9 protein-coding genes are annotated in these 12,228 nt (G+C 71.7%); 4 read left to right on the top strand and 5 right to left on the bottom strand.

The genetic code is table 11. The features are described from left to right. Nucleotides 1-135: 135 nt before the first annotated feature. The 3 genes from QFZ71_RS02025 to QFZ71_RS02015 all read right to left on the bottom strand — a co-directional run bounded on the left by QFZ71_RS02025 (nt 136) and on the right by QFZ71_RS02015 (nt 5,388). Entirely contained in the window at nt 136-1,620 is a 1,485-nt protein-coding gene (locus QFZ71_RS02025) for a Gfo/Idh/MocA family protein (protein WP_307666519.1), read from the bottom strand. Nucleotides 1,621-1,880: 260 nt separating this feature from the next. After that, entirely contained in the window at nt 1,881-4,826 is a 2,946-nt protein-coding gene (locus tag QFZ71_RS02020) for an FAD-binding and (Fe-S)-binding domain-containing protein (RefSeq protein WP_307666518.1), read from the bottom strand. A gap of 52 nt (nt 4,827-4,878) precedes the next feature. Further along, nucleotides 4,879-5,388, bottom strand: a complete 510-nt coding sequence (locus QFZ71_RS02015) for a MarR family winged helix-turn-helix transcriptional regulator (RefSeq protein ID WP_307666517.1) — start codon at nt 5,386-5,388, stop codon at nt 4,879-4,881. A gap of 162 nt (nt 5,389-5,550) precedes the next feature. On the opposite strand from QFZ71_RS02015, the gene QFZ71_RS02010 reads away from it, so the two are divergent. The 3 genes from QFZ71_RS02010 (at nt 5,551) to mltG (ending at nt 9,457) form a co-directional block, all read left to right on the top strand. After that, complete coding sequence (locus QFZ71_RS02010; RefSeq protein ID WP_307666516.1) at nt 5,551-7,368, top strand: ABC transporter ATP-binding protein; 1,818 nt, start codon at nt 5,551-5,553, stop codon at nt 7,366-7,368. Between the two features lie 94 nt (nt 7,369-7,462). Further along, a complete protein-coding gene (locus tag QFZ71_RS02005) occupies nt 7,463-8,074 on the top strand; it encodes a hypothetical protein (RefSeq protein WP_307666515.1) in 612 nt (203 codons plus the stop codon). A 522-nt stretch (nt 8,075-8,596) separates the two neighbouring features. After that, entirely contained in the window at nt 8,597-9,457 is an 861-nt protein-coding gene (mltG, locus tag QFZ71_RS02000; RefSeq protein ID WP_307666514.1) for an endolytic transglycosylase MltG, read from the top strand. Nucleotides 9,458-9,502: 45 nt separating this feature from the next. On the opposite strand, the gene QFZ71_RS01995 is transcribed toward mltG, so the two are convergent. Beyond that, a complete protein-coding gene (locus QFZ71_RS01995; protein ID WP_307666513.1) occupies nt 9,503-10,651 on the bottom strand; it encodes an FAD-dependent oxidoreductase in 1,149 nt (382 codons plus the stop codon). A 172-nt stretch (nt 10,652-10,823) separates the two neighbouring features. Here QFZ71_RS01995 and QFZ71_RS01990 point away from each other — a divergent pair, with 172 nt between their 5' ends. Beyond that, nucleotides 10,824-11,261 (top strand): YjbQ family protein, encoded by a 438-nt coding sequence (locus QFZ71_RS01990; protein WP_307666512.1) that lies wholly within the window; start codon nt 10,824-10,826, stop codon nt 11,259-11,261. 617 nt (nt 11,262-11,878) lie between these two features. On the opposite strand, the gene QFZ71_RS01985 is transcribed toward QFZ71_RS01990, so the two are convergent. Further along, on the bottom strand, nt 11,879-12,220 hold the full coding sequence (locus QFZ71_RS01985; protein ID WP_307671633.1) for a hypothetical protein: 342 nt from the start codon (nt 12,218-12,220) through the stop codon (nt 11,879-11,881). Nucleotides 12,221-12,228: the final 8 nt, after the last annotated feature.

The following is a 12,228-nucleotide window of genomic DNA, read 5'->3' as shown; positions in this document are numbered from 1 at the left end:
GATCCTGGCGGACCTCGAAGAACGGGGTGACGTGCAAGGTTCCCTGTTCGTCCCGGTCCGGGGCAACCGGTTTTCCGGTCCTCTCCACACCCCTGCGGGGTCCCGCGCCCGGCCGGGCGCGGGACCCCGGCGACGTCACTCCCCGGGCTTCTCCGAGTCCATTCCGGAGCGGGCCTTCCTCCACTCGCCGCGGGTGAAGTCCGGGATCGGCAGCGGCGCTCCCTCGGCCTTGATGGAGAGGTGGCTCAGCGGCACGGGGGCCGTCCAGGTCGCCGCGTCGTACACGTCGAAGTCGGGGACGAGACCGAGCCGCATGCACTGCATCAGCCGGAAGACCATCATGTAGTCCATGCCGCCGTGCCCGCCCGGCGGGTTCGCGTGCTCCTTCCAGAGCCAGTGGTCCCACTCGGCGTACTTCTTGAAGTCGTCCCACTGGTGGTTCGTGTTCGTGGGTTCCAGATAGATCCTCGCCGGATAGTCCTCGAACACGCCCCGCGTGCCGCCGAGGCTGTTGATACGGGAGTAGGGGTGCGGGGACGACACGTCGTGCTCCAGCCGGATCACCCGTCCCTTGGCCGTCTGCACGAGGCTGATCGTCCGGTCGGCCCCGATGTACGACTCCTTCCAGCTGGGGTCGCCGGGCGGCATGTGCTCCTTGCGGTACGCGGCGAGCCCCAGGGCGGGCGTGCCGACGCTGGTGATGCTCACGGCCCGGTCGCCCCGGTTGACGTCCATGTAGTTGGCGACGGGCCCGAACCCGTGGTTGGGGTAGAGGTCGCCGCGCAGCCGGGTGTGCCACATCCGCCGCCAGGGCCCCTCGTAGTAGTCGGGGTCGAACATCAGCTCCCGAAGATCGTGGTTGTACGCCCCCGCCCCGTGCAGCAGATCGCCGAAGAGACCCGCGTGCGCCATGCGCAGCACCCGCATCTCATTCCTGCCGTAACAGCAGTTCTCCAGCTGCATGCAGTGCCGGCGGGTGCGTTCGGAGAGGTCCACCAGCTCCCAGAGCTCTTCCAGGCGCATCGCGATCGGGCACTCGACGCCGACGTGCTTGCCGTTCAGCATCGCCGTCCTCGCCATCGGGAAGTGGAGCTCCCAGGGGGTCGCCACATAGACGAAGTCGAGGTCCCCGCGCTCGCAGAGGTTCTCGTAGTCGTCCTCGCCGTTGGCATAGACGGTGGGCGCGGGCTGCCCGGCGGCCGTCACCTTCGCGGCGGCCCTCTCCGCCTTGTCCCGGACCGGGTCGCAGACCGCCTTCACCTGGACGCCCGGAACGGCGAGGAACAGGTCGATCATGCTGCCGCCCCGGTTGCCGAGGCCCACGATGCCGACCCGGACCGTGGACCGCCCGTCGAAGCGGACGCCCGCCATCGTGCGGCCCTGCCGGGCGGGAGCGGCGGCGGCCGCCTCCGCGGCGGACACCGCCTCCGGGGCGGTCGGTCCGGCCGCCGACGCGGTGCCCGTCCCCAGTGCGCCGAGGCCGAGCCCGGCCCCGGCCACGCCCGCCGTGGTCCACAACACCGAACGGCGGCTGGGATCCTGCCGCTTCGCCTCGTCGGTCGGGCCGCTGTGCGGGGGTATGTCCTGCGGTTCCGGTGCGGGCCGGGCGTCGTCGTTCATCGAGCCTCCAGGTGGGGTTGGGGGTTCAGACGTGCGCGAGCGCGTCCGGTCCCCGTACGGCCGAAGGCGGGGGGACCGGGTCTCGGTAAGGACCCTGGAGGCTGAGGCTGATGGTGCGCAAGGGAGCGATTTGGACTCTCTTGACCAAACCTTGGACTTTCCTCGCGGCATGCCGAAAGCCCCGACCGGTTCAACCGATCGGGGCCGTTCGGTGCTCATCTGCGCACGCCGGCGGGGCGTCGGCGGCTGCGGTCAGGGGATCACCCGAGGGTCGGCCGGGTGGCGTGCTCCAGTTCGATCAGGGCCGAGCGGTAGGGACGGCCGGTGGCCCGTTCCATGCCGATCTCGCACATCCGGTTCGCCGACAGATAGGCGTCGTAGGGTCGGCGGCCCACCTCGGCCGCCTCATCGGAGGTCGCCGAGTCGGTCAGCTCCTTGTGCAGCATGCCCCGGTCGCCCGCGAAGGCGCAGCACCCGGCATCGTCCGGAACCACCACCTCGTCCGCGCACGCCTCGGCCACCGTCCGCAACTTCCCGACGTCGCCCAGGTGTTCCATCGAGCACGTCGGGTGGACGACGGCGGACGCGGCGGTCCGGAACACCGTCAGCTTCGGCAGCAGCTCGTCCGCCGCCCACACCAGCGAGTCCACGACGGTCAGTTCACGGTGCAGCGCCTTGTTGTCCTCGGTGAGGTAGGGCACCACCTCGTCGGCGATGCCGAGCGTGCACGAGGACGCGTCCACGACCAGCGGCAGCTTCCCTCCCGCCGTCCAGCCCCAGGCGGCCTCCACGATGCGGTTCGCCATGACCCTGTTGCCGGCGTCGTACCCCTTGGAATGCCAGATCGTCGCGCAGCACGTCCCCGCGACGTCCCGGGGGATCCACACCGGCTTTCCCGCCCGCGCGGACACGGTGACCACCGCCTCCGCCAGGGAGAGGCCGAAGCCGTCGTCCGGACCGGCGAAGATGCGGTTGACGCAGGCCGGGTAGTAGACCGCGCTCGCTCCGGCCGGAGAGGTGGGCGGCAGCCGCCGGGCCGCCGCACCGGGGATCTGCGGCAGCCACTCCGGTACGAGATCGGGGCGGACGGCCTTGCGGGCGAGCCGCGTCACCGCCTGGAGCGGGGCGTCGCCCACCCGCTTCCCGAGCCCGTCGGCGATGCCGACGGCGAGCCGCGCGGACGTCTCCACCGCGCGGAAGTTCCGTGCGGCCAGCGCGGCGAGCCGCTCCTCGCGCCGGGAGTGCCCGCGGTGCCGGAAGCCCTTCATCATCGCCCCGGTGTCGATGCCGACCGGGCAGGCGAGCTTGCAGGTGGAGTCCCCGGCGCAGGTCTCCACGGCGTCGTAGCCGTACGCGTCCAGCAGGCCGGACTCCACCGGCGACCCGTCGGCCTGACGCATCATCTCCCGCCGCAGAACGATCCGTTGGCGCGGAGTCGTCGTCAGGTCCTTGCTGGGGCAGGTCGGTTCGCAGAAGCCGCACTCGATGCACGGGTCGGCGACCGCTTCCACCTTCGGGATGGTCTTGAGTCCCCGCAGATGGGCCCGCGGGTCCCGGTCCAGGACGATGCGCGGCGCGAGCACCCCGGCCGGATCGATGACCTGCTTCGTCCGCCACATCAGTTCGGTGGCGCGCGTCCCCCACTCCCGCTCCAGGAACGGCGCGATGTTGCGGCCGGTGGCGTGCTCCGCCTTGAGCGACCCGTCGAACCGGTCCACCACCATTGCGCAGAAGTCCTGCATGAACGCGTCGTACCGCGCCACGTCGTCCGGCTTCGCCGCGTCGAACGCCAGCAGGAAGTGGAGGTTGCCGTGCGCGGCGTGACCGGCCACGGCGGCGTCGAAACCGTGGCGCGACTGGAGCTCCAGGAGCGCCTCGCAGGCGTCCGCCAGCCGGGCGGGCGGCACCGCGAAGTCCTCCGTGATCAGCGTGGTGCCCGAGGGCCGGGATCCGCCGACCGCCGTGACGAACGCCTTGCGGGCCTTCCAGTACCCGGCGATCGTCCCGGCGTCCCGCGTGAACGCGTTGGTCACCGACGCGGCCGGGCGGACCAGGTCCAGACCGGCCACGACCGCTTCGGCGTTCCGCTCGTGCGCCTCCTGGCCCGCCTCGTCGGCCGCTCGGAACTCCACCAGCAGCGCGGCAGTCTCCCGCGGCAGCGCCGCCCAGTCCGCCGGAACGCCCGGCACGCTGACGGAGGCGCGCAGGGTGTTGCCGTCCATCAGCTCCACCGCGATGGCCCCCGCCTCGTTGAATCGGGGCACGGCGCCCGCCGCGGCGGTGAGGCAGGGGAAGAACAGCAGGGCGCTGGAGACCCGCCGCTCCAGCGGCAGGGTGTCGAAGACCGTCTCGGCGATGAAGCCGAAGGTGCCCTCGGAGCCGACCATCAGCCCCCGCAGGATCTGCACCGGCGTCGCCCCGTCGAGGAAGGCGTCCAGGCGGTAGCCGTTGGTGTTCTTGATCGTGTACTTGGCGCGGATACGGGCGGTCAGCTCCGGGTCCGCCTCGATCTCCGCCTTCACCTCCATCAGCGCCGCGCACAGCTCCGGCTCGGCGCGGGCCAGCTCCCCGTCGGCGGCGGGGTCGGCGGTGTCGACGACGGTGCCGCTCGGCAGTACGAAGGTGAGCGAGGCGAGCGTCCGGTAGGAGTTGCGGGTGGTGCCGGCCGTCATGCCGGAGGCGTTGTTGGCGACGACCCCGCCGACGGTGCAGGCGATGGCGCTGGCCGGGTCGGGGCCGAGCAGCCTGCCGTACCGGGCGAGGGCGGTGTTGGCCCGAAGGACCGTCGTGCCCGGCCGGATGCGGGCCCGCGCCCCGTCGTCCAGCACGTCGATCCCGGTCCAGTGACGGCGGACGTCGACGAGGATGTCCTCCCCCTGCGCCTGGCCGTTGAGGCTGGTGCCCGCGGCCCGGAAAACCACGTCACGGCCCTTGCCGTGGGCGTACGAGAGGACCGCGGAGACGTCGTCGAGGTCCTCGGGGAGCAGCACGACCCGCGGGAGGAAGCGGTAAGGGCTGGCGTCGGACGCGTACCGCACGAGGTCGGAGATCTTCCAGAGCACCTTGTCCGCCCCGAGCAGGGCCGTCAGCTCGCTCCGCAGCGGCTCGGGGGTGCCGCCGACGCTGCGGTCGGTGACCCGGTCGGGGGCGGGCTCCCGAGGTGTTCCTGGACGCAGGGCTTTCGGATCGGGCTCCAGCAGCGGCATCGATCGGCCTTCCCTCGGTACGGGTTCTCGGCGGTGGGTGCTGGTAGGGCGCTCAGCAGGGGCGTTCCGGCATGCCGTCCACCAGGGCGGACAGCAGACCGCCGAGCACCTCGCGTTGATCGGCGGTCAACGGAGCCAGGATCTCCTCCGCGGCCGCCCGGCGCGCGCTGCGCAGGGACCGCAGGGTGGCGCGCCCCTCGTCGGTGATCTCGACGCGCACCACCCGGCGGCTGTCCGGGTCCGGGGCGCGGCGCACCCGGCCGCTCGCCTCCAGCGCGTCGACCAGCGTCGTCACGGCGCGCGGCACGACGTCCAGCCGTCGGGCGAGGTCGGCCATCCGGGGGGCCGCGTCGTACTGCGCGACCGTCCGCAGCAGCCGGAACTGGGCCGGTGTGATGTCGATCGGCTCCAGCTGACGGCTCTGGATGCGGTGCAGCCGCCGGGTCAGGCGCAGCAACTGCTCGGCGAGCATGCCGTCGGCGTCGGGGGAGCCGGAGCCGTCGGGGGAGCGGCGGGGTGATCCGGGCGGGTCGGCCGGTCCGGAGGAATCTGGGGCGTCCATGCGGGAACAATATCAGGACCTTGTTCATTGTGAGTACAGGTAACAATGAGCTAAGCTCTTGATCCGGGAGGTCCTGTCCACCCGGCCCCGGCCGGTTCAGCCCTCGGCCGGTCACCTCCGGTCGCCCCGCCCGGTAGCGCCGCACGCCCCACGAAGGAGCCCATGAAACCCGACGCATCCACCTGGACGCCCCCGCCCGACGCCCGCGCCGTCGCCGACCGGAAGCCGGGCGAGGTGCGGCGCATCCTCCGCCTCTTCCACCCCTACCGCGGCCGCCTGGCCCTCGTCGGCCTGCTGGTCGGCGCGTCCTCCCTGGTCTCGGTCGCCTCCCCGTTCCTGCTGCGCGAGATCCTGGACACCGCCATCCCGCAGGGGCGCACCGGCCTGCTGACCCTGCTCGCGCTGGGCATGATCCTCACCGCCGTGACGACCGGCGTCTTCGGCGTGCTCCAGACCCTGATCTCGACCACCGTCGGCCAGCGCGTCATGCACGACCTGCGCACCGCCGTCTACGACCGGCTCCAGCGGATGCCGCTCGCCTTCTTCACCCGCACCCGCACGGGCGAGGTCCAGTCCCGTATCGCCAACGACATCGGCGGCATGCAGGCGACCGTCACTTCCACCGCGACCTCGCTGGTCTCCAACCTCACGGCCGTCACCGCGACCGTCGTCGCCATGCTCGCCCTCGACTGGCGGCTCACGGTCGTCTCGCTGCTCCTGCTGCCGGTCTTCGTCGCGATCAGCCGCCGGGTCGGGCGGGAGCGCAAGAAGATCACCACCCAGCGCCAGAAGCAGATGGCCGCGATGGCCGCCACGGTCACCGAGTCCCTCTCGGTCAGCGGCATCCTCCTCGGCCGCACCATGGGCCGTTCCGACTCCCTCACGCGGGGCTTCGCCGAGGAGTCCGAGCGTCTGGTCGACCTGGAAGTGCGCTCCAACATGGCCGGACGCTGGCGGATGTCCACGATCGGCATCGTCATGGCCGCCATGCCCGCCGTCATCTACTGGGCGGCCGGACTCACGTTCGCCTCCGGAGCCGCCGCCGTCTCCATCGGCACCCTGGTCGCCTTCGTCACCCTCCAGCAGGGGCTGTTCCGCCCGGCGGTCAGCCTCCTCTCCACCGGGGTGCAGATGCAGACCTCCCTCGCCCTCTTCCAGCGCATCTTCGAATACCTCGACCTCACGGTGGACATCACCGAGCCGGAACACCCGGTCCGCCTGGAGAAGATCCGCGGTGAGATCGCCTTCGAGGACGTCGACTTCCGCTACGACGAGAGGAGCGGCCCGACGCTGACCGGCATCGACCTGACCGTCCCCGCCGGCAGCGGTCTCGCGGTCGTCGGATCGACCGGCTCCGGCAAGTCCACCCTGAGCTACCTCGTGCCCCGGTTGTACGACGTCACCGGCGGCCGCGTCACGATCGACGGGGTCGACGTCCGTGACCTGGACTTCGACACCCTGGCGCGAGCGGTCGGCGTCGTCTCCCAGGAGACCTACCTCTTCCACGCCTCGGTCGCCGACAACCTGCGCTTCGCGAAGCCGGACGCCACCGCCGAGGAGATCGAGACCGCGGCCCGCGCCGCCCAGATCCACGACCACATCGCCTCCCTGCCCGACGGCTACGACACGCTGGTCGGCGAGAGGGGCCACCGCTTCTCCGGCGGGGAGAAGCAGCGCCTCGCCATCGCCCGGACCATCCTGCGCGACCCTCCGGTGCTGATCCTCGACGAGGCGACCAGCGCGCTCGACACCCGCACGGAACAGGCCGTGCAGGAAGCGATCGACGCCCTGTCCGCCGGGCGGACCACGCTCACCATCGCGCACCGCCTGTCCACCGTCCGCGACGCGGACCAGATCGTCGTCCTGGAGGACGGCCGGATCGCCGAGCGCGGTACGCATGAGGAACTGCTCGACCACGGCGGCCGCTATGCCGCGCTGATCCGCCGCGACTCCCACCCCGCCCCGACGCCGGCCCCCTGACGGCCCCGGGCCGAGCCCTGTGAGCCGAGGTCCGGATGGGCGAACGGCCCCCTGACGCCGACGGCGAGGCACGAGTACGGCATGATCGCCGCGCATGAGAGCTCTCCTCGGGGTGGAACTCCCCGGCTACCGGACCGTGGACACCGACACCTGGCTGAACGACCACGGCGATGTCCTGTCGCTGCACTTCTTCGACCTTCCGCCGGACCTGCCGGCCGCACCGGACGACGGCCCCACGCTGCGCCACCGGCTCACCCACTTCACCGCCAGGGCCGGCGGTGGCCTCATCGAGGCGTCGGTGAAGCCGTGGGGCGAGCTGCCCGTCCTGCGCCAGATACTCAAACTGCCGCTGCCGAACCAGCCCAGCGGACAGGCGTTCATCGGCAGCTTCACCGTGCCGCGCGCCGGATGCAGCACCGTGGTGAAGATCCAGGCCGCGGAGCGGGGCATGACCGGCATGCGGGAAGCGGTGGTGCTGGCCAGGCTCGGCCCCGGCCAGTACTTCCGCACTCATCCCTACGCCCCCGATGTGCAGGGCGGGTTGCCCTTCCACGCGGCGGACCACGCCCAGTGGGACGCGGAATTCCCGGACCACCCGCTCACGCGGGTCCGCCGGACGCTCGACAGCCTCGCGGCGGCGGTGACGGTCGCCCCCGAGTTCGCCGCCCTGCCGCCTTTCACCGGACCGGCCGCGCCCCGCGGCTGAACCGGCCCGCCCCGCACGGCGTCGTCCGAACCCGGACGCGCCGTGCGGCGGGGTCGGCCGGTGCGGACCTCGGACGGCACCGCCCCGGCGCGCGTCGTAGCGCGCTGCCCGGCCCCGTACACACGGCGACGCCGCCGCTCCCTGGGACGGGGAGCGGCGGCGCCGGGCGGAGCTATGGTCAGACGAGCCAACCCACGAAGTGGACGACGCCGGCCAGCAGGTTGGTCAGGAAGTTCATCTGGTCTTTCTCCTTGTGCGTGGTGCATCTGCGGGACTGCGCAGTAGCGGTCTGCAGCCCGTTGACTGCGCTCTGCAATCATCGCGCCCCGGACGGGTGATGAGCAAAGAATGTCCTGACGATCACGCGTTCCAGCGAACACCCGATCCCTTGTTCGCATGTTCCAGAGTCGTGTGTTCCGGGGGTCAGGTGTCCCGAAGGCCCGCTACGGCGTTCGTGTCGCCCGCGCCGACGCCCTGGCCGGGCTACCGGCGACGGCTCGTGCCGCGGGTTAACGTGCCCGCATGGTCAACGAGTCCCCGGACGCCCGCCCCCGCCGCCGACTCCGCCCGACCCGCCGCGGAAAGATCGTCCTGGTCGTCGGCGTGCTGCTGCTCGTCTCGGCCGCCGTGCTGATCCCGCTGACGCTGCTCGGCCCGGACGAGCGGCAGAAGGAGAAGGACCGGCCGCGGAAGACCCTGCTGATCCCCGAGGGCCGCCGCGCGTCGGAGGTGTACGCGTCCGTCGACCGAGCACTCGGCCTCGCGTCCGGGAGCACCCGGAAGATCGCCTCCACGGTGGACCTGAACCTGCCTGCGCGGGCCGAGGGCAACCCGGAGGGCTACCTCTTCCCGGCCACGTATCCGCTCGACGCCGGAACCGAGCCCGCCGGCCTCCTGCGCTACATGACCGATACCGCGCGCAAGCACTTCGGCGCGGACCACGTCACGGCAGGGGCCCAGCGCAACAACGTCTCCGTCTACGACACGGTCACCATCGCCAGCATCGTCCAGGCCGAGGCCGACACCGCCTCCGACATGGGCAAGGTGGCGCGGGTCGTCTACAACCGGCTGCTCAAGGACATGCCGCTGCAGATGGACTCCACCATCAACTACGCCCTCAAGCGCTCCACCCTGGACACGACGACCACCGACACCCGGCTGGACAGCCCGTACAACAGCTACCGGGTCAAGGGCCTCCCGCCGACGCCCATCGGCAATCCGGGGGAGGAGGCGCTGCGAGCGGCGGTCAGCCCCACGCCCGGACCCTGGCTGTACTTCGTCACGGTCGGCCCCGGCGACACCCGGTTCACCGACGACTACGCCGAACAGCGGAAGAACGTGGAGGAGTTCAACCGCAGCCGGGGCGACGGCACCACGAGCTGACGGCGCGGCGCGATCCGCACGGCGGTGGCCTCCTGCGCCGGCCCCTCACACGGACGGCGCGGTTCGGGCCAACGGAACCCCGTCCGTGACGGCGGGCCCGGCCCCCCGCCCCAGCCGCCGCTCATCGGTCGTCCCGAGCAGCCGCATCACCGACCGGACGGCCGTGCGGCCCGCACGGTTGGCACCGATGGTGCTCGCGGACGGGCCGTACCCGACGAGGTGGACGCGCCCGTCGCGCACGGCACGGGTCTCCTCGGCCCGGATGCCGCCGCCCGGCTCACGCAGTCTCAGCGGCGCGAGATGCTCCACGGCGGGCCGGAAGCCGGTCGCCCACAGGATCACGTCCGCCTCGACGGTCCGGCCATCATTCCAGGCCACACCGGTCGGCGTGATCCGGTCGAACATCGGCAACCGGTCCAGCACCCCCTGCTCCCTGGCCCGGCGCACCGCATCGGTCATCGGCAGTCCGGTCACGCTGACCACGCTCTGCGGCGGCAGCCCGTCGCGTACCCGCTCCTCCACCATCGCCACGGCCGCCCGCCCCCACTCCTCGGTGAACGGCCCCTCGCGGAACACCGGTGCGCTGCGGGTCACCCAGAAGGTGTCGGCCGCGAACCCGGAGATCTCCATCAGATGCTGCGTACCGGAGGCGCCGCCCCCGACCACGACGACGCGCTGCCCCGTGAACTCCTCGGGCCCCGGATAGTCCGCCGTGTGCAACTGCCGCCCCCGGAACGTCTCCTGACCCGGATAGCGCGGCCAGAACGGCCGGTCCCAGGTGCCGGTCGCGTTGATCAGGGCTCGCGTGGCGTACGCCCCCTCGGATGTCTCCACCAGCAACCGCCCGCCGCTGGCCTCCCGTACGGCGCTCACCTCCACGGGCCGGTGGACCCGCAGATCGAAGCGCTGCTCGTACGCGGCGAAGTACGCGCCGACCACCTCCGAGGAGGGCCGGTCGGGGTCGGCGCCGGTCAGCTCCATGCCCGGCAGCGCGTGCATCCCGTGGACCTTGCCGTACGTCAGCGAGGGCCAGCGGAACTGCCACGCGCCTCCCGGCCGGGGCGCGTGGTCCAGCACGACGAAGCGGTCGTCGGGCTCCAGCCCGGCCCGGCGCAGATGGTAGGCGGCGCTCAGCCCTGCCTGACCCGCGCCGATCACGACCACGTCCAGCTCGCGCACCCCAGAAATGTTCACGCTTCTACCAACTCGTCGGGCGCGCCGGATCTTCCCGAGCAACCCGGAGAGCGGCACGGCGCGGCTCAGCGCCCCCGATGGCGCCCGGGCGTCCGGCCCCGAGACGCACCGGACCGGACCGGCCTCGGTGCGTGGGCGCGTCATCGCGCGTGTGCGGGGTGAGGATGGAGGCATGTCCGATTCCTTCAGCACCACCGTCCTGAACATCACCACGGGGACGACGGAGAGCGTCACCGACCTGACCCGTGCCTGCGAAGAGTTCCTGACCCGCATCGCGCCGGGCCTCGATGGCCTTCTCAACGTCTTCGTCCCTCACGCCACGGCCGGCATCGCCGTCCTGGAGACCGGCGCGGGCAGCGACGACGACCTCCTGGCCACCCTCCACCAACTGCTCCCCGCCGACGACCGCTGGCAGCACCGCCACGGAACCCCCGGCCACGGCCGCGACCACGTGCTCCCCGCCCTCGTCCCACCGCACGCCACCCTGCCGGTGGTCGCTGGGCGGCTGGAGCTGGGGACCTGGCAGTCGGTCTGCCTGGTGGACACGAACGTCGACAATGCGGGCCGTCAGGTCAGGTTGTCGTTCCTGGGCGGGGTCGGCACGGCCTGAATGCAGGAGCCGTGTCGGGCGACGCCTACGGCAAGGCTCGTGGTGCGAAGGCGGACGAACACGGCGACGGCTTCCAGCAAGATCCGCCCCCGCAAGGCGAAACCCTGCGGGGGCATGCGGCACCTGACCCAGTTGCTCGACACCTGCTGCTCGGTTCCACTCAGGACGAACGGCTTCGGTCTGCTGTCACCCACAACCGACAGCAGACCGAAGCCAACAGGCGCCCCCAGGCAAAGCCGCGAATGCGGTCGCCAAGCGACTCGCGTGATGCCCGGCGAACTCACGAGCAGATCACAAACTTGATCTTTAACCTGTGCGGCGTGGCCGTGGGGCCGTTGACTTCTTCGTCCGTCGCTTCGTGGAGCCGGGTTCGCTGACGGTGTGCACGTCGTAGCGTGCGGTGGGCTGGCTGTTCTTGCGGCCGGGTGGTCGTCCTGGACCGGGCTGCGTCAATTTCGGTGCTCCGGCTGGGCAGGTGGCCTTCGGGCAGAGGTGCCGAAAGTCGCGGCCGACTCGTGCGGGGGTGAGTTTGTCGGACGGAGCCGGCTTCTCCCGCGGCCGGCGGAGGTCTGCCGCCAGTGGGCGTGCGAGTCGGAGTTGGGTGAAAGCCGCGAGGATCAGCCAGGCCCAGCGGTCTGCGGCTTCAGGAGTGCGGATCTTCGGGCAGGTCCGGCCCAGGGTCTGCTTGAACAGACGGAAGGTGTGCTCGATCGCCGCAGAAACGCTTGCCACAGACGGTCGACCTGGACCGTGGTGGCGTCGGGGCCGGACCACCACAGCCAGACCGGCTCGGGTGTCGCGCCGCTGGGCAGGTGCTCGACCTGCAGGCGGATCACCGTGCCTTCGATGACCGGCAGCGCGCCCAGCTGGGCGGTCCAGGCCGAGCGGTGGGTCAGTCTCGGGTGGAGCCGGTCCCTTGCCCGTGCGACGGCGGTACCGTAGAGACGTGTTGCGGTCACCGTCTGTG

Origin of the sequence: Streptomyces sp. V2I9, from assembly GCF_030817475.1 — a bacterium.
Classification (GTDB): Bacteria; Actinomycetota; Actinomycetes; order Streptomycetales; family Streptomycetaceae; genus Streptomyces.
This window is presented reverse-complemented; position numbering and strand designations above follow the sequence as displayed.